We start from the raw sequence: 25,396 nt of genomic DNA on the forward strand, positions 1-25,396 counted from the left end.
CACCGTCGGTCGCAGTCACCGCAGCAACGGACGCAGCTGCCGCGTCGTCGACGACCGCAGGTGCGTCAACGTCCGCGGGTGCGTCAACGTCCGCAGGTGCGTCAATGACCGCGCGTGCGTCGAACGCATACCCAACCGGCACCGCCTCGACTTCCGCGCCCGGACTTGATTCGGCGCTACCGCCTCGTGGTGCGGGTGCGGGGTCCCCCGGTATCCGCCCGGCCGTGTGGGCCGCCGGTTCGGGCGCGGCGGGGTCGGGGTGGTGGGTGTCCTGCGGCACAGCAGTCCACCCTACGTGGCCGGGTTCGGGGCGGACCGGACAGAATGGCTGTCGTGGGCGAGCTGCATGTGACATTCATCTGCACCGGGAACATCTGTCGATCCCCGATGGCGGAGAAGATCTTCGCCGCGCATCTGGAGCGGGCCGGGCTGGCGGATCGGGTGCGGGTGAGCAGTGCCGGGACCGGTGGCTGGCATGTGGGTGACGACGCCGATCCGCGGACTACCCGGGAGTTGCGGGAGCACGGGTATCCGGTCGGGCATGTCGCCGCCGTGGTGGGGGCCGAGCATTTGAGTGCGGATCTGCTGGTCGCGCTGGATGCCGGGCACGAGCGTGAGCTGGGGGAACTGGGGGTGCCGTCGGAGCGTCGGATGCTGCTGCGGGATTTCGATCCGCAAGCGGACAGCATCAGCGTGCCCGACCCGTACTACGGCGACCAGTCGGATTTCGTGTTGGTGCGGGAGCAGATCGAGGCCGCGGTGCCGGGGCTGTTGAACTGGGTGCGGGAGCAGCTCGGCGAATCGCCCGAGAGCGATCGCGCATGAGTGACGCGAAACCCTCGCCGCTGCGCCGAGTCACCTTTCTGTTGCGCCCGAGCTGGATCATTCTGGCGGTGATCGTCGCCGGTTTCGCGTACCTGTGTTTCTCGGTGCTCGCGCCGTGGCAGCTGGGCAAGAACACCAGCACCTCCGAGCGCAATCAGCGCATCTCCGATTCGGTCGATGCCGCGCCCGTCGACGTGACCACCATGCTCGGCCAGTCCGGTAAGGACACCGAATGGCGGCGGGTGACCGCCGACGGCGAATACGTCCCCGACTCCACGGTTCTGGTCCGCCTGCGCCACCTGGATTCGGCCCCCGCCTACACCGCCCTCGCCGCCTTCCGCCTCGACGACGGCCGCACGGTGCTGATCGATCGCGGCCAGATCGCCGCCGTGGACGGCACCCGCCCGCCCCAGATCCCGGCCCCGCCCACCGGCCGCCAGCACCTCGAGGCCCGCGTCCGCGCCTCGGAGGGCATCGTCGAATCCAAGCCCCCGGTCACCGAAGACGGCTACCGCCAGGTCTATTCGATCGACACCGTCCAGGAATCGACTGTCCTCGGCGTCCCGTTGACCCCCATCCCCACCGACGCCCGCGGCGGCTACCTGCAACTCGCCGACAAACAACCCGGCGTCTTCACCCCCGACCCCCTCCCCCAGCTCGACGCCGGCCCCTACCTCTCCTACGGCCTGCAATGGCTGGCCTTCGGCATCATGGCCCCCCTCGGCCTCGCCTACTTCGTCTACGCCGAAATCCGGGCCCGCCGCCGCGAACGCGCCGAATCCGCCCCCGCCGAACCGAATTCCCCCGCGTCCGCGGCCACCGAGTCCCCGGCCCCGGCACCCACGAGCACGCCCGCCACGGAAGCGCCCCTCCCGGCCGATCCCGATTCCCCCGCACCGCAACCCAAGCCGGTCTCCAATGAGGCCCGCCTCGCCGACCGCTACGGCGGCACCCGCCGCTGATCGAGCCGAGGCCGCGGCACCCGCCGCCTACTCGGCCCCGCCGGATCCGAATCGTCGCAAGACATTCCCCCAGCGCACGCGGTCCGGTCCCGGACAACGCACCACGAAGGCGATAGCGGCAGCTGTTCACCCCGGCACGGAGCGGACCGCGGTGATCGGGGCGACCACTGCGGTCGGAGCCACGACGGTCGCACCGCACCGAGACGGTCGGCATTACGTCTGGAAGCTCAGTGGCTAACCTCGCCTGGTGAGAAAAAGGACTGCTGCCGCTGGCGGGATGCTGCTCGGTTTCGCTTTGGATCGGGCGGTCGGGGATCCGCGGCGCGGGCATCCGGTGGCCGGGTTCGGGTCGGCGGCAATGGCGGTCGAGAAGGTCACCTATCGGGATAGCCGGGTGGCCGGTGTTGTCAATGAAGTCGTGCTCGTCGGGGCGGTGACGGGGCTGGGGATCGGGGTGCGGCGCATTGTTGGGCGGTCCGCGGCAGCTGAGATCGGGGTGACGGCGTTGGCTACGTGGACCGTGCTGGGCGGAACGACTTTGGCTCGGACCGGGCGCGAGATGGCGGAGCGGCTGGAGTCGGGGGATATCGAGGGGGCGCGGGAGTTGTTGCCTTCGTTGTGCGGACGCGATCCCTCGGTGCTGGATGCCGATGGGCTGGCGCGGGCGGCGTTGGAGTCGATCGCGGAGAACACTTCGGATGCGACTGTGGCGCCGCTGTTCTGGGGTGCGGTGGCCGGGGTTCCGGGGCTGCTGGGGTATCGCGCGATCAATACGCTCGATGCGATGGTCGGGTATCGCAATGATCGGTACCGCAATTTCGGGTGGGCGGCCGCGCGTACCGATGATGTGGCGAATCTGGCTCCCGCGCGGATTGCCGGGGCGTTCACGACCGTCCTCGCTCCGTTGGCGGGCGGGCGGCCCGCCGATGCGTGGCGGGCGTGGCGGCGCGATGGCGGGAAGCATCCCAGCCCGAATGCCGGTGTCGCCGAAGCCTCGATGGCCGGGGCGCTCGGTGTCACGCTCGGCGGGCTCACACAGTACCGGCACGGCACGGAGATGCGCCCGACCCTCGGCGACGGCCCGATCCCCGAGGTTCGCGATCTGCGCCGCGCCGTAAGGCTTTCGGAGGCGGTGCAGCTCGCTTCGGCGCTGGCCGCGGCGTTGGTGCTGGCGGCGCGCCGCCGGCGCCCGAACTGATCTTGATGCCGGGTCTGATGCGCTCCCCCACCGGCGGAATGTCACAGTTGTCCGATCGGTTTCGTCGGTTCGGTGACAAGCCGGAATGGGCGAGTGGGAACGAACTGTGAGGCGAGGATGAGCGACGAACGGCACGGGGTGCCCGATCAGGCCGAGTTGGCGCGGCAGTTCGAGGAGCATCGGACCTATCTGCGGCGGGTCGCCTACAGCACGCTGGGCAGTCTGAGCGACGCCGACGATGTGGTGCAGGAGGCGTGGCTGCGCTTGCAGCGGTATTACGAGACCAGCCCGGAGGGCGCGGGGATCGAGAACCTGCGGGCATGGCTGACCACGGTGACCGGGCGGCTGGCCCTCGATCATCTGGGGTCGGCGCGGGCGCGGCGCGAACAGTACGTGGGTGAATGGCTGCCGGAACCGGAGATCACCAACTGGGATGATCCGGCAGACCGGGTGACGCAGGACGAGCGGGTCACGACGGCGCTGCTGGTGGTGCTGGAGTCGCTCTCACCCGCCGAGCGGACCGCGTTCGTCCTACAGGACGTGTTCGGCATGTCCGGGCCCGAGGTCGCCGAGGTGGTGGGCCGGACCCCGGCCGCGGTGCGGCAGTTGGCTTCTCGCGCCCGCAAGCATGTGGAGCAGGGCACCCCGCGCTTCCCGGCCAGCCCGGTCGAGCACGAGAAGGTGGTGTCGGCCTTCGCGCTGGCCTGGCGCTCCGGCGACCTGAGCGCGCTGCTCGGCGTATTGGATTCCGAGGTCACCTTCACCGCCGACGGCGGCGGCAAGGTCAATGCCTTCCGCATTCCGCTGCACGGCGCGGACACGGTGGCGGCGACGCTGCTCGGCTTCCTGCGGCACGCCTCGGAGATCGGTGGGGCGTGGGGTCGTTCGGTCATCGTCAACGGCCGCCCCGGCCTGGTGGTGTTCGACGGTCAGCACACCGGCGTGTTCTCGTTCACCATCGACGAGGGCCGGATCACCAATATCGATGTGGTGCGCAATCCGGACAAGCTGCGCAATCTGCCGACCGACGGCGGCCCGGACTGGGCGCTGGGCGAGTCGGCGAGCTGAGTGACCCTCGTCATCCCGGCATGCTTTCAGCCGGGATCCACACGGTGCGGGCGTGTGGATTCCGGCTGAGAGCGCGCCGGAATGACGGGCGGCGGGGTCAGGACGCGGTGCCGTGCAGCAGGCGCAGCCCGTGCGCCGCGGCGACCTCCGGCGAATACAGCTCACCGGAATCGGCGGTGAGCCCTTGCGCCAGACCGTGATCCGCGTCGCAGGCCGCCCGCCACCCCAGATCCGCGATGGCCCGCACATACGGCAGCGTGGCATTGGTGAGCGCCACCGTCGAGGTATGCGGCACCGCCCCCGGCATATTGGCCACGCAGTAGAACAGCGAATCACCCACGCGGAAGGTGGGTTTCGCATGCGTGGTGGGGCGCGAACTCTCGAAACACCCACCCTGATCGATGGCGATGTCCACCAGCACCGACCCCGGCCGCATCCCGGCCACCAAGCTGTCCGGCACCAGTTTCGGCGCGCGCGCACCCGGCACCAGCACCGAGCCGATCACCAGATCCGCTGCCAGCACCGACTTCTCGACCTCGGCGATATTGGAGCCGACGGTGGTGACGCGCCCGCCGAACCGGGTGTCGAGCTCCCGCAAACGCGCGAGATTGGTGTCCAGCACCGTGACTCGCGCCCCCATCCCGATGGCGATGGTCGCGGCATTGCTGCCCGCCATCCCGCCGCCCAGCACCACCACGTCGGCGGGCCGCACCCCGGGCACCCCGCCCAGCAGCACGCCTTCCCCGCCCTGCGGTGACATCAGGTGATACGCGCCGACCTGCGCGCCCAGCTTCCCCGCCACCTCGCTCATGGGCGCGAGTAGCGGCAGCGATCCGTCCGCCCCGCGCACCGTCTCGTAGGCGATGGCGGTGATCCCCGATCGCAGGATCGCCTCGGTGCCCTCCCGCGACGCCGCCAGATGCAGGAAGGTGAACAGCACCTGCCCGGCCCGCATGCGCGGATACTCCACGGCGATCGGCTCTTTCACCTTCAACACCAGCTCCGCCGACCCCCACACCTCATCGGCCCCCACCACCGGCCGCGCCCCGGCCGCGCGATACTCCTCGTCCCCGAACCCGGACCCCAGCCCCGCCCCGGCTTCGATCAGCACTTCATGACCGTGCCGCACCAGCTCCCCGGCTCCCGCCGGCGTCAGCGCGACCCGGAACTCCTGCTCCTTGACCTCCCGCGGCACCCCAATTCTCATACCCGCCATCGTCACCCACCCCGGTGCTTCCGGCGGCGATCGCCACACCCCTCAAACGACGAGGAACCGGTGGAGAGATCCGCGAGCGGAGGTCTCCACCGGTTCCCGGTGATCGTCGTGGCGCGTTCAGGAGGCCGCCAGGACCAGCGGCTCACCGGGGGTGGGGACGCGGAGTACGGCTGCGCGACCGGCGTATTCGAAGTTGCGGGTCAGGTAGTCGAGGGTTTCGGAGAAGTGCGCCCAGCCTTCGGCGTGGACGGGAACGATGAGCGCGTCACCGAGGGCTTCGGAGGCTTTGACGGCGGTGCGGCCGTTCAGGGTCACATCGGTGTCGCCGTAGCGGCCCGGGTTGGCCGCGCCGACATTCAGGATGGCGATATCGATGCGGCCGATGCGGTCGGCGATCTGCTGCACCAGCTCCACCGAGGCATTGTCGCCGGAGATGTAGACGGTCGGCAGGCCGTCGGCGGTCAGCACGAACCCGGTGACCACGCCGGAGATGGCTTCCGCGCCTTCCGGACCGTGCAGGGCGGGGACCCCGGTGACGGTGACGTCGCCGATCACCACCGACTCCCAATTGCGCAGGCCCGCAACGCCTTCCATCCGGGCTTCGGCGTCCGGGGTGGAGAGCACCCGGTCCACGCCGGCCAGGAACGCCCGGCCCGAGGTGTCCAGGTTGTCCGGGTGCTGATCGTGCGAGAGCAGCACCACGTCGACCGGGCCGACCTGTTCGGCCGTGACCGCGGGGCCGGTCAGCTTGTGCAGGGTGAGCACGCCCAGGTCGTAGTCGCCCGGCTCGTCGAACGTGGGATCGGTCAGCCAAGTCAGGTTGCCGTAGCGGAAGCGCACGGTGGGTCCGCCGATGTGCAGGATGTCGATAGTGGCGGGGGCTGCGGTTTCGATCGTGTTCGTCATGAGTAGCAGCTTGCCCCGGGAAGATCGAACGCAACAGTGGCCCGAAGGCCGCGCTTCGATAAAATCGGGCCATGCATGAAGTGGCCGTGCTGGCCTTCGATCGGATCAGCCCCTTCCACCTGTCGGTGCCGAGCCTGGTGTTCGGGCGGATCGGGGCGGGCGCGGGCGACAGTGCGCCGTATCGGGTGCAGGTCTGCGCCGAGCAGGCCGGAACCCTGTCCACGCCAGCGGGTTTCGACATCACCGTGCGGCACGGGCTGGAGGCCGTCGAGCGCGCGGAGACCGTGATCGTGCCCAGCTGGGAACGGCACCGGCCCTTGCCCGACCCGGTCCGCGAATCCCTGCACGTCGCGCACGAGCGCGGCGCCCGGGTGGTCGGCCTGTGCCTGGGTTCCTGGGCGATCGCGGCGAGCGGCCTGGCCGACGGCCGCGAACTCACCACCCATTGGTCGGCCGCAACGGAATTGGCCCGCGCCTTTCCGGAGGTGATCGTGCGCGCCGATTCGCTCTGGACCGATCACGGCGATCTCATCACCTCCGCGGGCGTGGCCGCCGCCCTGGACTGCTGCCTGCACCTGGTGCGCACCGATCACGGCAGCCGCACCGCCACCGAGCTGGCCCGCGATCTGGTGCTGGCCCCGCATCGCAGCGGTTCACAGGCCCAGTACATCCCGTTCGCCGTGCCGGAGGCCCAGGACGACGACCCCATCGAACACGCGATGGTCTGGGCGCGAACGCATCTCGACGAATCCGTCGATCTCGATACCTGGGCTCGCACCGCGCTCATGTCGCGGCGCACCTTCACCCGCCGCTTCCGCGAACGGACCGGTTCCAGCCCGCAGCAATGGTTGCTGGTGCAGCGCGTGGATCGCGCCCGGCTGCTGCTGGAATCCACCGACGACACCATGGAACGGGTGGCCGCCGACGCCGGCCTCGGCACCGCGGTCAACCTCCGCCACCATTTCCATCGCCTGCTCGGCACCACGCCAGCCGCCCACCGCGCCCTGTTCCGCCGCGCGGCCTGAGCGCACGTCCCGGCACGACCCCGCGCCGCGCCGGCCCGTGCGATTCCCGCCAAAGGCACGCGGGAATGACGAGGGTAGGTTCTCGATCATGAGGATTCAGCTGGGCGAGCACGCGCCGCAGATCGACGAGAGCGCGTGGATCGCGCCGAATGCCACCGTTATCGGCCGGGTGCGGCTGGAAGCCGAAGTGAGCATTTGGTATTCGGCGGTGCTGCGCGGCGATATCGAGGACATCAGTGTGGGGGCGCGCTCGAATATCCAGGACGGCTGTGTGCTGCACGCGGATCCGGGCTTCCCGCTGACCGTGGGCAGCGGAGTCTCGGTGGGCCACAATGCGATTCTGCACGGCTGCACCGTCGGTGACGATGTGCTGGTCGGTATGGGCGCGACGGTGCTGAACGGTGCGGTGATCGGCGCGGGCAGCCTGATCGCCGCCAATGCGCTGATTCCGGAGGGCGCGCAGATCCCGCCGGGTTCGCTGGTGGCGGGCGTCCCGGGCAAGGTGCGGCGGGAGCTGGGCGAGGCCGAGCTGGACCGGATCAAGCTGAATGCCGCGGTGTACCTGCACAACACGAGCCTGCACCGCAAGGGTCAAGAGGCGTGACCGAAGGGGGTGCGTGAGATATCCCACACTGAACAAGCGACCATATAAGCCGCTGCTAGCATCGCGTGCAGCGTTCCCGGCGGCCCGGGCAGTGCCGCCGCTCGCCGGGTCCGCTCGGGGCTAGCAGGAGGTTTATCCGGTGTCGTACGAGCACGACGGTATGCACCGACGGCGCATCAGCGTGGCCGATATCGCGGCCCAGCCGGGGGGCATCGAAGCGCTCCAGCGCCGCGTTCACGAACTACGTTCCAATGGAATAGATTTCGCGGCCAATGCCATCGAAAGCGAGATGGCGGCGCTGAACGTCTCCTGACCGGCGCCGGTCGCCCATTGACTGGACAGTAGCTTCGCTCCGGTCCCACTCCGGTAGCAAACTCGATGCGATAATGCGGCTTCATCACCGCAATGTCGCGGGTTGCCAACCGATCGACTGGAGACTCGATGCCCTCGGTGCCCACCATCCTGCAACGCATTCTGGAGAAGCCGCGGGCCGAAGGCGAACAGCTGCTGGAGAGCGCGCTCTCGGCCTTCCTCGACTTCGGGATCAAGCGAACCAGTATGGGGGAGATCGCACGGCGCGCGGGCATCAGCCCGGCCACGCTGTATCGCCGCTTCGAATCCAAGAACGAGCTGGTCGAGGCGGTCGGGGTGCGCGAGGCGCAGCTGTTCGTCGCCGAGATCGACGAGCGGGTGCAGCTGGTGGCCAGCGACGGGGTGTCGCGGGACGAGCAGCTGGTGGAGATCTTCGTCGCCTTCATCACGCTGCTGGCCAATAATCAACTGCTGCAACGGTTGCTGCGTACCGAGCCCGAGACGGTGCTGCCCCGGCTCACCACCGAGGCGGGGCCGGTGATCGCGGTGGGCCGCATCTATCTGGCCGAGAAGCTACGCGCGGTGCAGGCCGCCGGCGAGGGACGCGATTTCGACGCCGATCTGGTGGCGGAAGTGCTGGCCCGGCTGGGTCATTCGCTGGCGCTCACCCCGGAGGGGCTGATCCCCTTGGTCGACGAGCAGGCCGCCCGCGAATTCGCCCGCCGCACCGTGCTTCCTATGATCGGGATTCAGCCGGCCTGAGCCGGCGACCGGCGAACCGTCTCATGATCGGCACATCCACCAAGTGGTAGATGAGGGCCGCCGCCGCCACCGAGGCGACCAGACATAGAGCCGCGAAGCCCGCCCAGCCGAAGAAGCCGAAACGCTTGCCGCCGATCAGGGTTCGGGTGACGATCACCATCACCGGGAACTGGATCAGGTAGAAGGCGTAGGAGATATTGCCCAGCCACACCATGCGCGGGTGCGCGTTCAGGCCCCGGATCCCGCGCAGATCCCGCACCGCCAGGGTGGCCACCACCGCGGTCATGGGCGCGACCAGCAGCGCCGACATCTTGTAGTTCACCGGCACCACGAAGGTCGCGGCGTATGCCAGGCCGAGCGCCAGCAGCGGCGGCGCGAGCCGGGTGCTGCGCCAGCGCTCTTCGAGCACCATGCGCGCGGCCAGCACGCCGAGCAGGAACTCCGGTAGCCGCGAGGCGGGGAAGGTGTAGCTCAGCCAATACGACGGGGAGACCGGGATATTCGGCTGCGCGAACCAGGCCGGGGAGGCGTGCGCCTCGTAGTAGGGCGAGGTGTCGCCCGGGAACAGCCGGGGCGCAAAGGCATTCGCGATGCCCTTCGGTCCGGGCACCCACAGGTAGTAGGCGGTGTGCAGGGCGAGGACGCAGACCAGCAGTGCGCCGACCGCGAGCAGCAGCCGGTCCGCCGAGATCCGCCGCAGCAGCGGCAGCAATAGCGGAAAGCTCAGGTAGAACAGCATTTCCGAGGCCAGCGACCAGGACGGGACGTTCAATCCGCCGAGCGTCGTCCACTTCGGCACCCAGGTGTGCACGAGCAGCAGGTTCGGCGCCCACACCACCGCGCGTGACAGGGGCACGCCGGCAGCCAGAACGAACACTCCGGCCGCGACCAGATGGGTCGGATAGATCTTGAGCACCCGCCGCCGGTAGAACCGCCGCGCCGTCATCCCCGGCTTGTACGACCAGTAGATGATGAACCCCGACAGCACGAAGAAGAACGTCACCCCCGCCGCCCCGAACTGCATGGGCAGCACCTGGTGAATGTGCCGGAACAGCTCCGATTTCTGGAACGGGTACACCGGCAGGAACACCAGGGCGTGCAGCACGAACACCACGAACGCCGCCCACCAGCGGGCCCCCGTCAGCGAGGGCAGGGCGGGCCGATCCCGCGCGGCCGCGGCAGCCTGGACTCCCACCGGTTCCTCGGGGTCCTCACTGGCGGGCCGGGCGAGATCGGGAGCGCCGGTCATCTCAGGTACTTGTCGTGCAATGCGTTCGCCACCACCGCGTCACCCACCGTCGAGGGATGGAAGGGCAGGCCGTCGAGATCGGTGCGCGGATCCAGGACGCCGTTCAACCACGGCTGGCCCGAACACAATCCGTGACCGGTGGTGAGTGCCCGGACATCCAGGAATTCGATGCCCAGCAGCCCGGCCGCCTCGCGTTCGGCGGCATCGATGCGATCGAGGAATTCGGTGAGGGCTTGGCCGCGTGCCTGGATGTAGGGCGCGAGGCCGAGCAGATTGAGGCACAGCGAGGTCTGCCCGGGCGGGAAGAACTCCGGATAGCCGACCAGCACCACGCGCGCGTTCGGCGCGTAGTACTTGATGTAGGTGACCGCATTGCTCATCCGGCTGGCGAACAGCGACCCGGTGACGGCGTTGTAGTCCGGAATGCGGCCCTGCTCGACGGCGTCGCTGTCGCACCCCTGCACCAGGTTGAACACGCAGTCCTGGAGCGAGAAGAGTAGTGGCAGCTCGTTCACCCCCCAGCGGTCGTTGAGCCCGAATTGCAGTGCCACCAAACGGGTTTGCGGTCCGAAAGCGCCCTGATTGTCGGCGATCTGGGCTTCCTTGCCGAGCGTGTAGCCCGGCGGGGTGTCGATGGCCGCGCCCGGACAGGACACGTCCAGCATCTCGGCGGGCTGCGACATGTTGTTCAGCTGCGCGGGCCAGGAGGTGGCCTTGTGGATGCAGCTCTGCTCCCGGCCGAACCAGTCCCAGGCATTGGCGGTGAACGAATCACCCAGGACCACAATGTTTTTGCCTATGGCCGGGTCGGCGGCGGTGGTGCCGCTCAGGCTGACGGCGGCGACGGCCGTGGCGAGTGCGCACAGCCAGCGGACGGGCGTCCGCTTCAGGGGGCTGGTCATGTGCTGTCCTCAGTATCCGGGTCGCGGATCGAACGAGGGCACGTCCAGGGTGGGCGGTGCCTGGGTTTGCGGAGCGACCGTCTGCTGTGGCGCGACGGTCTGCTGCTGTTGCGGCGCAGGGGGATTCGTGTACTGCGGCGCGGGCGCCTGCGTGACTTCGGGTTCCGGCGCGGCGGGCGCGGGCGGGGCCGCCGGCGGCTCCTCGGTGGTCGTGGTGGGCGGCGGCGTGGTGGTGGTGCTCGGCGGGGTGGTGACCGTACTCACCGCCGGCGTGGTGGATGGTGTTCCCCCCGATCCCTTATCGCTCCCGCAGCCGGTGAGCACACCCGCGAGCGATAGCGAGCAGATCACCGATACCAGGAGGCGCTGGGCGAAAACTGTTGCGGCACGAGACTTCATCGGACCCTCGAATCAGAACTGCGGTGTTCGCCGACCCAAGCGAATTTTACAAACGCAGCCCTGCGGTTCATTGTAATTTCACCCAAACCCGCCCGCATCCGGCTTTCTCGGGCGCGGCAAAACAATTCGGACGGTTTGTTCCTTTCCGGCACACTGACGGCATGCAGATCCGCTCCGCCGCCCGCGCCGTCCGAGCCCGGGCCGCCACCTGGTTTCCGCCGCGCCGCGTCGCGAAACTGCTGGGCGTGGCCGCCCTGCTCGGTCTGGTCGTGGTGATCAGCTGCGATCTGTGGATCCGCACCAGCACCTCCGACCGGCAGTACAGCGTCGAATCCGCCCCGAGCTCGGATGTGGCCATCGTGCTGGGCGCGGAGGTCTACAAATCCGGTAAGCCCTCCCCCTACCTGGCCGCCCGCCTCGACCTCGGCCGCCGCCTGCTCGCAGCCGGCAAGGTCAAAGCCATCCTGGTGACCGGCGACAACGGCCGCCACAGCTACGACGAGCCGACCAGCATGCGCGACTACCTGATCCAGCACGGCGTGCCCGCCGAGAAGATCGCCCTGGACTACGCCGGCTTCAGCACCTACGAATCCTGCGCCCGCGCCCACGACATCTTCGGCGTCCGCTCGGCCACCGTCCTCACCCAGGACTTCAGCCTGCCGCGCACCATCGCCCTGTGCCGTTCGGTAGGCATCGACACGGTCGGCGTCGGCGACGACACCCAGCCGCACGAGGGCGTGTACCGCAAGATCTGGTTCCGCGATCAACTGGCCTGCACGAAGGCGGTGTACGCCATCATGTTCAAGCCCGAGCCCACCTTCCTGGGCCGCGAGGAGACCACGGTCCGCGACGCCATGGCCGCGGACCCGCGCTGATCCTCAGCCGCGCGCGGTGACCGCGGAGGTCCCGAAGAGTTCCCCGGCGCTCCCCGCGTCCCCCAGTTCGTCCAGCGCGGCGGTGATCCGGCGCTCCTCCCACTGGAAATGGGATTCGAGAATCGCCGACAGCCCGGCGACCTCCCCGCGCACCGTTGCCAGGTTCTCCGCGCTCACTTCGGCCAGCAGTCCGGTCATCCGCGTCAGAATCTCGGCGACCAACTGATGGTCGGCGCTCAATTCTCCGAGCACCGGCGCGAGCTCCGGAAACCGCTGGGCGAGTACCGGAAACGCCGTCTCGTCCTCATTGGTGTGATGGGCGGTGAGCGCCCGGCAGAACGCCAGGCAATGACCGCGCAGTTCGCGCACGGGCCGCACATGCCCGAGCCGATGCTCGTCGAGTTCGCGCGCGACCCGCTTCAACTCGCCGCGCAGCCAATTGTGGACATCGATCAATTCGCGGCCGAGGGCCTGGGCCCGATTCTGGGCAGCAGACATGTTTCATCCTGATTCGAAGAGGTTGTGGGAGTAACGAATACGCACCGCCAAGGCGCGTGACTCACATCAGCAGGGCGGGTGAAGTGGACCCATGGCTGCCTCCTCGATACGTGGCCTCCATGCCGTCCGCCGTCCACTCGGCGTCGGCACGCGACCCGAATCGATCATAACCACGGTCGCCGGCGTGACCGTTCACCCGCGCTTCATCCGTTGGCCGCCTGCCTGCCAGTACGGCGGCGCAAGATCGAGGCGGAGAGCTGTCAATGATCACAGCGGGGTGGGATCGTGTCCGATGAAGTGCGGGTGAGTCCGCGGCAGTTGCGTTCCGTCGCAGGAGATCTCGATGGAGTGATCGCGCGGGTCGAGAAGGTGGCCGAGGAGCTGGCGGCGACGTCCCGTTCCTATTGGGGCAAATGGGGCGCGGACGATTTCGGTGAGAACTTCGCCGAGGGTGACGGCAGCGGTTACGCGCATCGCGACCCCGCCGTCCAACAGGCCATCACCTCGAAAACCGATCTGCTTCAGTCCTATTCGCGCGGATTGCGCGACGCGGCCGGGGCGCACGAGCGGGCTGAGGCGATCAATACCGGCCAGTTCGAGCAGCACTGATCCCCCGCCGCGGCCATGTCGTGGTTGACCACGCCCGGCGATATCCTGCCCGGCTGGATCATGTGGGCGCTCAACTTCGGGCAGGCGTATCCCGAGGGTGATGAGGACGCACTCTTCGAGCTGGGCGATGCCTGGAACAGTGCGGCCGACGAACTCCAGGCTTTGATTCCGGACCTGCGGCGGGTCACCACCGCGACGCAGGACTGCTACAGCGGAGACGGCGCGCAGGCGATCAAGGCGCAGTTCGACGAGTTGAACGGCGACGGCGACTATTCGATCCAGCGGCTGGTCGAGGCCATGCACGCGATCGGGCACGATACCCGCAAGGCCGCAGCGCAATTGGAGTACACGAAGCTCCAGGAGATCGGTTTCGCGCTGCTGACCGTGTGGATGGTGCGCTCGATGGCGATGGCGGGCGGCTTCACCGCAGCTGCGATACCGGCGGTGCTGGCCGCCGCGCGCGAGAGCCTGGCGGTCTTCGCGCGGGCCGCGGCCGAGGAGATCGCGGCGCTGCTGACCCGCGGCGAATTGAATATCGGGGCCAAGGCGCTGCTGCGGGACATCGTGGTTCCGGCCGGCGAAAAGGTGCTCACCAAGGAGTCGGCCGAGGTGGCGGCGCGGTCGTTCCTGAAGGCCGGTGGGCTGGGCGCGGGCATCGATGCCGTCGTGCAGGGCATCCAGCTGGGCGAAGGGCACCTCGACGACGGATTCGACCTCAAACAGACATTCCAGACCGGAATCGAATGGGGGGCAGGCGGTTTGCTCGGGGCGCCGCTGCACGGCGGGCTGAGCAGGGTCTTCGCCGAACGTGGCATGAGCCCGCTGCGCAACAGCTGGCTCAGCGGCGGGCTCGCCGGTGCGGGAGCCGGTGTGGGCATGTACGCCGGTGGGCTCGGCAACCAGATCTACGACCATTTCGTCAACGGCGCGAAGATCGATTGGGCCTTCCATCCGCAACTGCTCGCCGCCGGTTTCGGACTCGGCGCGATCCACGGGGCCAAACATGGCTTCGAGACGGCGAATCCGCAGAGCGACGGCAGCGCGCCACCGCCATCATCCGCCCGCGCGGGGGTGCCGAGCGAGAAAGCTCAGGTGATCACCGACGAGTCCCGCAAAGAGGGCAAGTCCCTGTACCGCAGGTTGAACCGGGAAGCCCACCCCGACGTGCTCGGCGACCGACCGACCGCGGAACAAGCACTCGGACAGCACATTACCGAGGAAGCCGCCAAGATTCACGAAGCGGCGAACAAGCAGGGCGGGTACAGCGAGCAGCAGATCGAGGAACTGAACAAGCTGCGCGCACAATGGCATGCGGCCCCGCACACCGAAGGCGCAACTGCGGCCGGTAGCACGATGCGAGCGAGCGCGCCGGATGTCGCGAATCCCGCTAACCCGGGCCCGAACTCGAGCGGACGCGGCTCCGAACCGCAAGGCGCACCGCGAGTCACGGGTACCGAAGCGCAAGTCACAGGAGCAGGGAAGAGTTCGGCCGCCGCCCACGGTCAAGCCCCGAACCGCGGCTCCAATATCACCGCCGCACAGCGGGAATCCGCAGCACAATCCACCCGCACCCCCGACACGGCAACCGAGGACGGCACGCTCACCGCCAACCCACCGCGCGAACGATACAAGGAGCCAAGAGAATTCGAGGCCGCCACACCGGAAACCACTGCGCCGAAGCCGACCACACCGGAAAGCGTTGCACCGAAGCCGACCACACCGGAACCCGCTGTACCGGAGCCGACCACACCGGAACCCGCTGTACCGGAGCCGACCACACCGGAACCCGCCACGCCGGAGTCCGCCGCATACGAATCTGATGCGCCGAAGTCCACCGTGACTGCACCGACCACACCGGAGTCTGTCGTGTCCGAATCGGGCGCATCCGAGTCCGCGGTGGCGCGGCGGGTGGAGGCCGAAGCGCAACTCACCGGCCCGCCTGATCACTCCTTCGATCCGATCGGCTCGGAGCTGCTGTACACGCCGGCCACCTCGGCGACGGCGGATGCGCTCGAGGCGGCCGCCGAGCGGATAGCGGCGGTAAAGGCCGAACTGGCGATCAACGAACCGCAGGCCACTCAACGCGCCGAACTCCGGATCAGGGCGGAGGCCGAAGCGCTTGCGGCCCAAGACTTCCTCGACTCCACCGGGGCCCGCACCCTGCGACCGGGCGTCGCCCTGCTCGACAGCGACCCGCCGACCGTGATCGCGGTCTCGCGCAGTACGGCCCCCGATCTCCCGGTCGGCCCCGCACTGCGCGCGCAGTTCGCCGATCAAGGGGTGAGCGTCCGCTATTTCGAAGTGCGCGTGACGGATTCGGGTCTCATCACGACCACCGAGCTTCGCGGCCCCGGGCACGCCCCGATCGCACCTCTCCACGCGCCGGGCACCTCCCACCCGGCGACCGCCGCATCCGCACCCGCGACGATCTCCGACCGTTTGCACACCGACCGGCAGCGGCTCGTCGAGGTACGGGACGCGTTGCGGGCCGCGCGTGACGAGCGGGCGCGGGCGCTGGAGCTCGAACCGGGGACGCTGGATCGGCGGCCGGGTGAGACGGGCGATACGTGGGTCTCGCGAACCGGAGAGGTGGTGCGACGCCTCGAGAATCGACCGGTCGCGGGCGAGGGTGTGCCCGACTTTCACAATCCCATTCCGGCGGCGGAGGTTTCGGGTTACCGGAGTGCCGTCGGCGAACTTCGGCAGGCGCTCGTGGCGTATCGGGAGGCGGTCGCGGCGGTTGAGCGGCTCGAGGCGCGTATCGCGATCGTGGAGTGGCTCGGTGGCGAGCGTACGGCCCTGCATGCCCGGCGCGAGGTGGTGCGCGAACTGCTCGATCAGCTCGCGAGCTCGCTGGGTGTGGAAGCGGCACAGCTACGTCCCGGCGTGGTCGATGCGACCCTGGCCGAACTGCGTGCTACGGCGGCGCCCTTCGAAGCGTCCGGGCGCGAACGCGCACTCGACGAGCTGGAACGGAAGGCCGGCGAAATCCGCCGCCTCACCGCCGATCTCGATACCGTCGATGCCGATCTGGCGGCCGTCGACGCCGGTCACACCGCGCACGCCTATCACGATCAGCTGGTCCAGGAACGTGCGGCGACGACCGCCGAGCGGGAGTTCTGGCGGGCCAAGCGGGATGATCGCGCGGCACGGCTCCAACTCGCGGCCCCCGAAACCGCATTGGCTCCGGCCGATCTCGCGGACACCATCGCGGGCCTGCGCGAGCGCATCGTCGGCACCGTCGCAACGGCGGCGATCGGCGAGGAACCGGCCAGCACCGCCCGCGAGCACATCACGGCGGCCGAACACGCCCGCCGCACCCGCGCCATCGACAACCTGCTCGATGCCGCCGAGCGCTTCAACGAACTGAGCGCCGAGCTGGCCCGGATCGAGCAGCGGCTGCCGGGTGAAAGCGCCCATCCGAGTGCGACTCCCGAGGCGATGCGCGCCGAACTGGATCGGCTGGGCCGCGAGCGCGCCGCACTGTGGGTGGAGAACACTCGCTGGCGAAAGATGCGCGCCGATCTCGCCGCCCGCCTGGAGGTCGACCCGGTCCGCCTCGGTCCGAACGAATTACCCGGCACCGTAACCGAATTGCGGGATCGGCAGGTTCCGGCCGCAGAGCGCGCCGAATACGACCGGCAGCTCGACTACCTGATCGAGGCGGCCGAGCGCAGCAATCTGGTCGAGAACCAGGTCGGCCGCATCCAGGACCGAATGGCCGAATTAGCCGGAGCAGGGCGGGAAGTCATGCGCACGGCCGCGGCGCGGGCAATCACCGAACGGGTCGGAATGGTGGGCGGTGAGCAGCCGCGCATCATCGTGGTCGGGCCCCGGGACGAGATCGGCCGGCCGCGCGCGGACCATGATGCCGCCTTGCGGCAGGCGCTCGGCCTGGATCGGCGGCTGGCCCGGGCCATGACCCAAGCGCAGACCGTCATCGAGTACCGGCGCATTGTCGGCGAGATCGGCGGCGGCTGGCGGATCGAGCCCATCGCCGGCCCGACGCGCCTGATCCCGACCCTCGCCGCCGCGGCGCGCACCCACTTCGATCAGGCCATGTGGCGGGACGGCGCGGGCGGCTGGCATACCGTCGACCCTTCGGTGCTGTATCGAAAGGAACTGCACGGCAAGGAATTCAAAATAGCCAAGTTCGTGTACAAGGATCCGCCCGACGGCATGAGCACGCACGGGGCGAACACCTTGCAGGCCGCCCTGGAGGATCCCTTCCAGCCCGCGCATCCCGGTGAGATCAACAAGCAGTTCCTGACGCCGGTTCCGATGGGCGGGCGCATGGACGCCGATCACCTGCCGACCTACGACGACCCTTTCATGGGCACCGCGGGCGCGTTCTTCCGGCTCGGCGTCGAAATACCGAAATTGACCGGGGTGCGGTTCCTGCACCCCGACGACCCGCACACCTTCAAACTCCATCGCAAGAAGACCGCTTGGGAGAAGAACTATTTCGAGACCAAGCCCGTCCTCCGGCAGCCGATGGTGCGGCCGTACGAGCCGTGGGAACACCACCCCGGCTCGGCCGAGCCGACGCCGAAACGGCAGGCGGCGGTGCGGGAATGGCAGCGGGTCCAGGATTGGGCGGACGAGCAGTACGCGCGGTTCCGGGCCGGCGACGGCGATCTCGCCCTGATTCGCGACAATCTCGCGGCCGAGAGCGCGAGTATCCGGACCGCACTGGCGGACAAGCTGATCGACGCCGCCGCGAAGGAGATCAAGGACCGCTTGCAGCCGGATTTCGGCGATATCATCAAGCAGCTCACCGGTCAGCTGCGTGCCGAAAAGCCGGGCGACGCGCAGGAATTGCTGGAGGACGTGATCTCCGGCGCCCGCGATCGGGTCATCGCGAAACTGGGCGATCCGATGTTCACCGACGCTCAGCTGCGGCAGATCAAGAACCATCTGATGCGCGATCCGCTACTGACCGAGGACCCGCGCACGGGCGATCCGATCCGCCGTCCCCTCGACGCCGTCGCCGATGTGGCCGAAGCGTGGCAGCGCCTCATCGACGGCACCCCGGAGCCGGCGGATGTCCTGCTGCTGCGCGATGCCCTCGCCGAATCCAACTATTTGCGGGACAACCCGAGTGCGACGTGGACCCAAGCCAACCAGCACGCGATCGCGCGGGGCTACGACTGGGACAGCAATCGCGCCGCCCCGGCGGCGTGGCGGGCCCGCATCGATTACGCCCCCGCACCCCCGGCGATCGAATCACCCCTTCCGCCGCGACCGGATCGCAGCGCGGCCGAGCCGGAACCGGACAGCAGCCCGAGGCCGCCCATCGTCGAACCACGAGCGGCCGAAGCGCCACCGCGCGCCGACCCGCCCGACCTGGAACGTGATTCCGGACCGAGTCGCGGCAATCGACCGCAGCCCGCCGAGCCGCCCGGTGCCGGCGGAACCGGTGAACCGCCCGCGACCGTTCCCGCCCCGTCCGGAAACACGTCCGATGCGACCGCGCCCGGTACGGAACCGGAACGCAGTGGCGGTACCGGTTCCGCCGACGGTCGAGGAACCCTGCCCGATCTCAGGCCATCCGGCGGTGACGAGAACGCCGCTCGCACACCATGGTTGTACGGCGTCGGCCCTTGGCACCGGGCTCCGGAGCCGCCTACGGGCCCGATCCCACCGATCGGTCCCGCCAACGGTCCGTCCACGCCACCCGGAGCGGGGAGCAATCAGCCGGACAAAGATGGGGACAACGGGCCTGGCAACAAGGGCCCGGACACGCCGCATCAGCCACCGGACGACGACACCGGCGCACCCGATCAGCCGCCGATCGACGGACCAGGCACACCCGATCAGCCCGATGCGCCGGGCGCTCCGTGGAATCCGGGTGACGAGACACCGGGCGACCCTGGATCACCCGGCCCGAGACCGCCCGCACCGGCGCCGTCCGAGGACGATGCACCCGAATCCGTTCCGCCGGAGCCGGACTCCCCGCAAGCACCGATCCCCGCGGACCCGGTCGACCCGCCCGCTCCCGATACCGATGAACCGCCGGATATTCCGTTCGACCCCGGCCCGGGCGCGCCCCGCAGCGGAGAGAGATCCCCGGGCACGCCGCCACCGTGGCCCTTGGTTCCGGGTCTGCCGGACACCGGGTCGGCCGCCGGCTCGGCCCGAGCGTCCGGCTGGAATTCGGGCTCCGGCGCGGGATCGGACGAGGGCGGCGCGATCCCCTCGGCCTTGGGCCCGGCGGCCGAGCCGGGTGATTCCGAATGAGACTGCGCACCATCCGGGCTCGTCCTCGCGACCCGGCGGCGGCGGGTTCGCGCGGTAGTCTCGGCTCCGAGCCGACCCGCGGGAGTCCATCCGGCTGTCCGCCACCGAGTGCACGAGTCCCCGACCGAAGGCAGCTGATGGCATGAGCCCCACGCCGCATCCGACGCTCGTCGCGTATGCCCGGAACTGGGATATGCACGAGATCCGCCCGATCCAGCGGATCAGCGAGGAGTCGGCCCGGTTCTTCGACGAGAACCAGGTCCGCTACGTGGTGTTCATCGGCGGGGTGGAGAACCCGGCGGTGGTCCTCGAGGTGGATCGGGCCGGGCAGGAGTTGAACGTGTACTTCGCCGATACCGACCGGCACCGGCTGATCGCCTGTCTGGGCTTCCAACGCATCGACGACCGGCTCTTCCTGACCGACAGCACGCAGTGGACGTACCCGAACGCCGCGGCCCGGCGCATCGACGAGGCCGCCGCGGTGGAGCAGTACAGCTTCCGCCCGGACGGTTCGGGTAATCGCATGGTCTGGCGCGCCGACACCGAACAGACGATGGTCGCCGACTTCGAACAGGCCGATGTCACCAACCTGTGGGAGCCCTGGCCGGAGTTCGGGCACTGGGAATCGGTGACCCGCACCGACCGCACCCAGGCGACGATGCCCGCGACGGTGCACGTCGATTGGGAACGCGTCATGGGCGATCTGGAACGTTTCGGCGACAGCTGAATCCGGCCGGCGTCAGCCACCGCGCGCGGCCGCGCGGCGGAAGGCGTCGGGGGTGGTGCCGGTCCAGCGGTGGAAGGAGCGCCGCAGGGCGCGGGGGTCGGTGTAGCCGAGGCGGGCGGCTATCGAGCGGATGGGGAGGGTGGTGTCGCGCAGCAGGTCTCGGGCGTGGCGTTCGCGGGCCGCTTCGATTTCGGCACGCCAGGTGGTGTTCTCCTGCTGAAGGCGGCGTTGCAGGGTGCGGGGGCTGATGGCCAGGCGGCGGGCGACGCGGTCGAGATCCAGTTCGCCGCGGGTCAGGGCGGCCGTGGTGGCGGCGCGGAATTTGTCGAGCCAACTGAGTTCGGGGCGGGCCGAGGCCAGAGTGAGTTCGGCGTAGTGGCGGAGCATGCGGGCCAGGTGCGGGTCGGCGCCGGTGGGCTGGGCGCCGACGTCGAGGAAGGTGATTTCGGAGGCGGGCGCGCCGAACTCTATTCGGGCGGTGCCGAATTCGTCGGTCAGATGGCGGCGGCGGTGACCGGCGTGGTTGGTGAAAGCGACGCGGACGGGGACGATGTCGCGGCGGGTCACCGCGCGGACACGGCGCAGCATCATGGAGAGGACGAATTCCTCGATGGGGGCCAGTATCAGTTCCGGTTCGATGGTCAGCGCATCGCGGATGGTGAGCAGGCCACCGTCTTCGACGACCGTCCAGCCGACGGCGGGATCGGTCACCACGGCGCGTAGCTCCAGGGCGCTGCGCACACCCGCCGCGACCGTTTCGCCGCTGCTGAACAGGTAGTCCCAAAGGTGCAGGCCGCCAAGGCGTTCTGCCTCCGCCGTGGCGATCAGGCCGGAGCCCGGTCCGGCCAGGGCGTCGATCAATTCCCAGATGCGCCAGACCGATTCGGTGGGCACCCGCAGCAGTTCGTCGCCGAGCCGGTCCGGGTCCAGCCGCGAGGCGTGGGTCAGCTCGGCGGGTGTCACACCGACCCGCAGCGCGGTCGCACGGATCACCGCGGCGGTCCGGGCGGGGAGGGTGCCTTCGATCACCGGCGGAGCATAACCGGGCGGAATTGGTTCCGGATGGGCGTTTTGGCGCGTTCTGTCCGCTGCCGGACGCTTCGAGTCCCCTGGCCGGCGGCGGAACCGGCTCTAGATTCAGGAGCGCGAGCGAACCGGTGGCGAGCGCGGAAACGAATCCGCCCGCCCCGGGAATGAATCCGGACGGACTAACCGTTAAAGTCATCTATAACGGTTAGAAGCTCGTATTACCATCCAGCACCCGAGACAGGCAGCCATGACCAGCCCCAAGATCCTCGCCATCTCCGGCAGCCTCCGCGCGGCCTCGCACAACACCGCGCTGCTGCGCGCCGCCCAGAAGCACAATGCCGGCCTCGACATCGAGATCTACGACAACCTGCGCGAGATCCCGCCCTACGACCTGGATCTCGACAATCCGGCCGATCGCCCGGCCGCCGTCACCGACCTGCGCGAGGGGATCGCCGCCGCGGACGGCGTGCTGATCGCCACCCCGGAGTTCAACTACTCGATTCCGGGCGTGCTCAAGAACGCCATCGACTGGGTCTCCACCGACTGGACCAAGACCGAGGGGCTGCCGCTGCATCGCAAGCCGGTGGCGATCGTGGGCGCGGCGCCCACCCAATTCGGTTCCGTGCGCGCGCAATTGGCGCTGCGGCAGGTATTCGTGTGGACCGAGAGCGATGTGGTGGTCAAGCCCGAGGTGATCGCCTTCCGCTCGCACGAGCGCTTCGACGAGGACGGCAATCTCGTCGACGAGACCACCATCGAGCTGCTCACCGGCCTGCTCACCGCCTTGAAAGCCAAGATCGACGCCCGCTAACCGGGAAAAACGCACTCCGCGAAGGGAATTCATCATGACCGAGAACCGCCCGCCCCTGCCGCCCTTCACCGCCGAAACCGCCGCCGCCAAGGTGCTGGCGGCCGAGAACGCCTGGAACACCCGCGATCCGCAGCGCGTCGCCCTGGCCTACACGCCGGACTCCTGGTGGCGCAATCGCGATACGTTCCTGGTGGGACGGGAGGCCATCGTCGAATTCCTCACCGCCAAATGGGAGAAGGAGCAGGAGTACGCGCTGCGCAAGAACCTCTGGTCCTTCACCGACAACCGGATCGCGGTGCGCTTCACCTACGAATGGCACGACAGAGACGGCCAGTGGTGGCGCAGTCACGGCAACGAGCTGTGGGAATTCGACGAGCACGGGCTGATGGCCCGGCGTGAGGCCAGCATCAACGATCTGAAGATCGACGCCGAGCAGCGCACCATCTTCGGACCCCGCGAAAGCCGTTGAGATGACCGGGCATTACGCGCAGATCGCGTTCACCGACGCGGTCCGCGCCCACCAGGCGGCGCACGGCAGCCTGCACGGTTATCAGCGGATGGCGGCGGTTGCGGAGGTCGCCGACCGGCTCACCCAGAACGAGGCGTGGTTCATCGAGGAGCGGGACAGTTTCTACCTGGCCACGGTGAGTGAGACGGGCTGGCCGTACATCCAGCATCGGGGCGGGCCACGCGGGTTCCTGAACGTGATCGATTCGCGCACCTTGGGTTTCGCCGACTTCCGGGGCAACAAGCAGTACATCAGCCGGGGCAATCTCGATCACGACGACCGGGTCGCGCTGTTCCTGATGGATTACGCCGCCAAGACCCGGCTGAAGATCTTCGGCCGGGCCCGGGTGGTGGAGGCCGACGCCGACCCGGAACTGCTTGCCTCGCTGGCGGTTCCGGGCTACGCCGGGAAACCCGAGCGCGCCGTGCTGATCACCGTCGAAGCCTTCGACTGGAATTGCAGTCAGCACATTCCGGAGCTCTACCCGCGCGAGGAGGTGCTGGAAACCGTCCAGACCCTGCGCGACCGCATTACCGAACTCGAACGCGAGAACGCCGAACTCCGGCGCACCGCCGCGCTCGGCTGACCCTCCATTCTCCGAATCTCTTGTGCTAGTTGGGAGCTGATGTCGATGCGACCCGAACGTATCGCCTGGGCGGGGCTCGCGGCCATGACCGTGTCCTTCGGCCTGAACTTCACCATGGGCGTATTCTTCGCCCCGACCGCCGCCGCGTACGGGGTGAGCGCGACGGCGCTGGCGGTGGCGGCCGCGCTGGGCACCACCGTCACCGGCATCGCCCAGTATCCGATCGGCCGGCTGCTGGACAGCATCGGCGCGAAATCCGTACTGGTGGGCGGGCTCACGCTGATCTCGGCCAGCTATCTGGTCTTGTCGGCGGTCACCGAGACCTGGGAGTTCGTGACCGCGTACATGGTGCTGGGCGGGCTGGGCTTCGCCGCGTCCTCCACCCTGACCGTGACCACCTTGATAGGCCGGGTGCGGGGCACCAACGCCGGACCTGATCTGGCGCGTGCCGCGCTGGGCATCAACCTGGGCCAGCTCATCACCCCGTGGGCGGCGACCGCGCTCTTCGATCCGATCGGCGTGCGCGCCACCTACGCCCTGCTGGGCGCGATCGGCCTGGCCGTCACCGCCTACCTGTGGCTGCGCCTGCCCACCTGCCCCGGCACCGGGCGACCGGCGGGCGGTGCCGAATCGCTGCGCGGGCGCGGAAAGATCCTGACCGCCTTCGGATTACACGCCGCAACGCTCTATGTCGTGATCCTCATGCTCCCCAAGCATGCGAGCGAGATCGGCTGGAACGTGACGAGCGCCGGGCGGCTGGTGGCCCTGGCGGCCCTGTCCGCCGGGCTCACTTCGGCGGCCATGGTCCGGCTGTTGCGCACATACTCCCCCGAAACCCTGTTGCGCGCACTGTATGTGGTGCGGATCGCGGCCTTGCTGCTGGCCGTCTTCGTGCCCGGCCCCGGCGTCCTTGTTCCGGTCGCCGTGTTGTTCGGCGCGGCATCCTTCCCGATCGTTCCGCTCACCATGGCCGTCATGTCCCGCGGACTGGACTCCGCCCGCATGGGCCGCACCCTCGCACCGGCCTGGATTGTCCACCAGCTCTCGGCCGCCGCCGGTTTGGCGGTGGCCAGCCTCATCCACCTCCTGACGGACAGCTACCGCGGCTATTTCGCACTCGGCCTGTTGTTCAGCGTGGCGTGCGTGGCACTGCTGACCCCGGTTCGCACACCGCGTCCGGAACCCGCTCCCGCGCTATAAGGGCGCACCGCCACGAATCGCCCGGACGATGTGCGAGGTCGCCAGCTTCCGGGCCGCGCCGCCGGTCTCGCCGGTGTAGCGGGTGATCAATTCGGGGGCGCTCAGATCCTCGGTGCCGGTGAACCCGAACCGGCTCAGCAGTTCCGCCATCTCGGTGGGGCTCAGCGAGGTCAGCCAGGGTTCGCCGACGGCCGCGATGCGGGCGGCCCGCGCTGCCAGGGCAGCCTGTTCCGCGGCGGTCCGCGCCGGGCACAGGTAGTCGATGACCACCTGGACCGGGGCGTCCTGTCCGGCGAGGTAGCCGAGCGTGCTCTCCAGGGATTCCCGGGTCAGGTACATGATCACGCCCAGCCATACGAACACCGCCGGTTCCGATCGGGCGAACCCCGCCGCGGCCAGGCCGTCGGCCAGGGTCCGGCTCTCGAAGTCGACCGGGACGAAGGTCAGGGTGCCGGGCACGGCGATCCCGGTCTCGGCCAGCCGCTCCCGCTTCCAGCCTTGGGTATCGGGGTGATCGACTTCGAAAACCCGCAGCCCCGCATGCGGATTGCGGTACCCGAAGGTGTCCAGCCCCGCGCCCAGGATCACCACCTGCCGTGCTCCCGCCGCGTACGCCGCCGCGACGGTCTCCTCGGCGAAACGGGAACGGGCGGCCAGGAACCAGCGGCGCTTGCGCTGGAAGTCGGCGTCCGCCACCGTCTCCAGCGTCGCGGTGTCCCGGTCCGCCGATTCCGTCACATCCAGCCCCAGAATGCGCAGGGCGAGCGGGTCTGTGAATATTCTTGGCTCGTCGGGGGCGACCTGGTGGTAGGCGCGGGCATGGGCGGTGGCCAGTGCGGTGCGGCTGGGCTCTCCGGTGCGCATACCAGCGAACGTAACACCGAA

Annotated in this window: 24 protein-coding genes; 16 read left to right on the top strand and 8 right to left on the bottom strand. The window is 69.0% G+C overall.

Going from position 1 to position 25,396, the window contains the following annotated elements:
- Window positions 1-324: 324 nt before the first annotated feature.
- The 4 genes from NI1_RS19795 (at window position 325) to sigJ (ending at window position 4,053) form a co-directional block, all read left to right on the top strand.
- The gene (locus NI1_RS19795) at window positions 325-825 is read left to right on the top strand and encodes a low molecular weight protein-tyrosine-phosphatase (RefSeq protein ID WP_067822901.1); all 501 of its coding nucleotides are present in this window, start codon (window positions 325-327) and stop codon (window positions 823-825) included.
- 20 nt (window positions 826-845) lie between these two features.
- Window positions 846-1,787 (top strand): SURF1 family cytochrome oxidase biogenesis protein, encoded by a 942-nt coding sequence (locus tag NI1_RS19800; RefSeq protein WP_067823797.1) that lies wholly within the window; start codon window positions 846-848, stop codon window positions 1,785-1,787.
- A 247-nt stretch (window positions 1,788-2,034) separates the two neighbouring features.
- The gene (locus NI1_RS19805; RefSeq protein ID WP_084523447.1) at window positions 2,035-2,985 is read left to right on the top strand and encodes a cobalamin biosynthesis protein; all 951 of its coding nucleotides are present in this window, start codon (window positions 2,035-2,037) and stop codon (window positions 2,983-2,985) included.
- A 117-nt stretch (window positions 2,986-3,102) separates the two neighbouring features.
- Window positions 3,103-4,053 carry an RNA polymerase sigma factor SigJ gene (gene sigJ / locus NI1_RS19810; RefSeq protein WP_067822907.1) on the top strand — a complete coding sequence of 317 codons (951 nt, stop codon included), beginning with the start codon at window positions 3,103-3,105 and terminating at the stop codon, window positions 4,051-4,053.
- Window positions 4,054-4,150: 97 nt separating this feature from the next.
- Here sigJ and ald read toward each other — a convergent pair whose 3' ends face one another.
- Both ald and NI1_RS19820 read right to left on the bottom strand, forming a co-directional pair.
- Window positions 4,151-5,260 carry an alanine dehydrogenase gene (ald, locus tag NI1_RS19815; RefSeq protein ID WP_067823799.1) on the bottom strand — a complete coding sequence of 370 codons (1,110 nt, stop codon included), beginning with the start codon at window positions 5,258-5,260 and terminating at the stop codon, window positions 4,151-4,153.
- Between the two features lie 126 nt (window positions 5,261-5,386).
- On the bottom strand, window positions 5,387-6,175 hold the full coding sequence (locus NI1_RS19820) for an MBL fold metallo-hydrolase (protein ID WP_067822910.1): 789 nt from the start codon (window positions 6,173-6,175) through the stop codon (window positions 5,387-5,389).
- A 71-nt stretch (window positions 6,176-6,246) separates the two neighbouring features.
- Here NI1_RS19820 and NI1_RS19825 point away from each other — a divergent pair, with 71 nt between their 5' ends.
- The 4 genes from NI1_RS19825 to NI1_RS19835 all read left to right on the top strand — a co-directional run bounded on the left by NI1_RS19825 (window position 6,247) and on the right by NI1_RS19835 (window position 8,878).
- Window positions 6,247-7,200, top strand: a complete 954-nt coding sequence (locus NI1_RS19825) for a GlxA family transcriptional regulator (RefSeq protein ID WP_067822913.1) — start codon at window positions 6,247-6,249, stop codon at window positions 7,198-7,200.
- A gap of 88 nt (window positions 7,201-7,288) precedes the next feature.
- Window positions 7,289-7,804: a gamma carbonic anhydrase family protein gene (locus tag NI1_RS19830; RefSeq protein WP_067822916.1), complete on the top strand. Its 516-nt coding sequence runs from the start codon at window positions 7,289-7,291 to the stop codon at window positions 7,802-7,804.
- 139 nt (window positions 7,805-7,943) lie between these two features.
- Window positions 7,944-8,117, top strand: a complete 174-nt coding sequence (locus NI1_RS38525; protein WP_169815600.1) for a hypothetical protein — start codon at window positions 7,944-7,946, stop codon at window positions 8,115-8,117.
- Between the two features lie 128 nt (window positions 8,118-8,245).
- On the top strand, window positions 8,246-8,878 hold the full coding sequence (locus NI1_RS19835) for a TetR/AcrR family transcriptional regulator (RefSeq protein WP_067822919.1): 633 nt from the start codon (window positions 8,246-8,248) through the stop codon (window positions 8,876-8,878).
- Here NI1_RS19835 and NI1_RS19840 read toward each other — a convergent pair.
- From NI1_RS19840 to NI1_RS38685, 3 genes are read right to left on the bottom strand one after another with little or no spacing between them, the layout of a single operon-like run.
- Window positions 8,853-10,127, bottom strand: coding sequence for an acyltransferase family protein (locus NI1_RS19840; protein WP_084523448.1), 1,275 nt, complete (start codon window positions 10,125-10,127; stop codon window positions 8,853-8,855). The genes NI1_RS19835 and NI1_RS19840 overlap by 26 nt on opposite strands.
- Window positions 10,124-11,029 carry an SGNH/GDSL hydrolase family protein gene (locus NI1_RS19845; protein ID WP_067822922.1) on the bottom strand — a complete coding sequence of 302 codons (906 nt, stop codon included), beginning with the start codon at window positions 11,027-11,029 and terminating at the stop codon, window positions 10,124-10,126. Before NI1_RS19845 ends, NI1_RS19840 begins: the two co-directional genes overlap by 4 nt.
- A gap of 9 nt (window positions 11,030-11,038) precedes the next feature.
- Window positions 11,039-11,293, bottom strand: coding sequence for a hypothetical protein (locus NI1_RS38685; RefSeq protein ID WP_174564513.1), 255 nt, complete (start codon window positions 11,291-11,293; stop codon window positions 11,039-11,041).
- A gap of 296 nt (window positions 11,294-11,589) precedes the next feature.
- Between NI1_RS38685 and NI1_RS19855 the strand changes: the two genes are divergently transcribed.
- Window positions 11,590-12,303, top strand: coding sequence for a SanA/YdcF family protein (locus NI1_RS19855; RefSeq protein WP_084523449.1), 714 nt, complete (start codon window positions 11,590-11,592; stop codon window positions 12,301-12,303).
- A 3-nt stretch (window positions 12,304-12,306) separates the two neighbouring features.
- Here the strand turns inward: NI1_RS19855 and NI1_RS19860 are convergent, their stop codons facing one another.
- A complete protein-coding gene (locus tag NI1_RS19860) occupies window positions 12,307-12,801 on the bottom strand; it encodes a hemerythrin domain-containing protein (RefSeq protein ID WP_067822926.1) in 495 nt (164 codons plus the stop codon).
- Window positions 12,802-13,086: 285 nt separating this feature from the next.
- Here NI1_RS19860 and NI1_RS19865 point away from each other — a divergent pair, with 285 nt between their 5' ends.
- From NI1_RS19865 to NI1_RS19875, 3 genes are all read left to right on the top strand, one after another.
- Window positions 13,087-13,410, top strand: coding sequence for a hypothetical protein (locus tag NI1_RS19865; RefSeq protein WP_157535217.1), 324 nt, complete (start codon window positions 13,087-13,089; stop codon window positions 13,408-13,410).
- A gap of 15 nt (window positions 13,411-13,425) precedes the next feature.
- Complete coding sequence (locus tag NI1_RS19870) at window positions 13,426-19,650, top strand: WXG100 family type VII secretion target (RefSeq protein ID WP_067822933.1); 6,225 nt, start codon at window positions 13,426-13,428, stop codon at window positions 19,648-19,650.
- Window positions 19,651-19,792: 142 nt separating this feature from the next.
- A complete protein-coding gene (locus NI1_RS19875) occupies window positions 19,793-20,377 on the top strand; it encodes a hypothetical protein (protein WP_067822936.1) in 585 nt (194 codons plus the stop codon).
- 12 nt (window positions 20,378-20,389) lie between these two features.
- Here NI1_RS19875 and NI1_RS19880 read toward each other — a convergent pair whose 3' ends face one another.
- Entirely contained in the window at window positions 20,390-21,406 is a 1,017-nt protein-coding gene (locus NI1_RS19880; RefSeq protein WP_084523450.1) for an AraC family transcriptional regulator, read from the bottom strand.
- Between the two features lie 247 nt (window positions 21,407-21,653).
- On the opposite strand from NI1_RS19880, the gene NI1_RS19885 reads away from it, so the two are divergent.
- The 4 genes from NI1_RS19885 to NI1_RS19900 are packed head-to-tail and all read left to right on the top strand — an operon-like array spanning window position 21,654 to window position 24,511.
- Window positions 21,654-22,217 carry an NADPH-dependent FMN reductase gene (locus NI1_RS19885; RefSeq protein ID WP_067822942.1) on the top strand — a complete coding sequence of 188 codons (564 nt, stop codon included), beginning with the start codon at window positions 21,654-21,656 and terminating at the stop codon, window positions 22,215-22,217.
- A gap of 34 nt (window positions 22,218-22,251) precedes the next feature.
- Window positions 22,252-22,686: a nuclear transport factor 2 family protein gene (locus NI1_RS19890; RefSeq protein WP_067822945.1), complete on the top strand. Its 435-nt coding sequence runs from the start codon at window positions 22,252-22,254 to the stop codon at window positions 22,684-22,686.
- 1 nt (window position 22,687) lies between these two features.
- Window positions 22,688-23,311, top strand: coding sequence for a pyridoxamine 5'-phosphate oxidase family protein (locus tag NI1_RS19895; RefSeq protein WP_067822947.1), 624 nt, complete (start codon window positions 22,688-22,690; stop codon window positions 23,309-23,311).
- Window positions 23,312-23,356: 45 nt separating this feature from the next.
- Entirely contained in the window at window positions 23,357-24,511 is a 1,155-nt protein-coding gene (locus NI1_RS19900) for an MFS transporter (protein ID WP_169815601.1), read from the top strand.
- Here the strand turns inward: NI1_RS19900 and NI1_RS19905 are convergent.
- On the bottom strand, window positions 24,506-25,375 hold the full coding sequence (locus NI1_RS19905) for a class I SAM-dependent methyltransferase (RefSeq protein ID WP_067823809.1): 870 nt from the start codon (window positions 25,373-25,375) through the stop codon (window positions 24,506-24,508). The two genes, NI1_RS19900 and NI1_RS19905, sit on opposite strands and share 6 nt — an antisense overlap.
- Window positions 25,376-25,396 lie beyond the last annotated feature (21 nt).

The organism is Nocardia inohanensis NBRC 100128 (assembly GCF_001612945.1).
In the GTDB taxonomy this organism is placed as follows: Bacteria; Actinomycetota; Actinomycetes; order Mycobacteriales; family Mycobacteriaceae; genus Nocardia; species Nocardia inohanensis.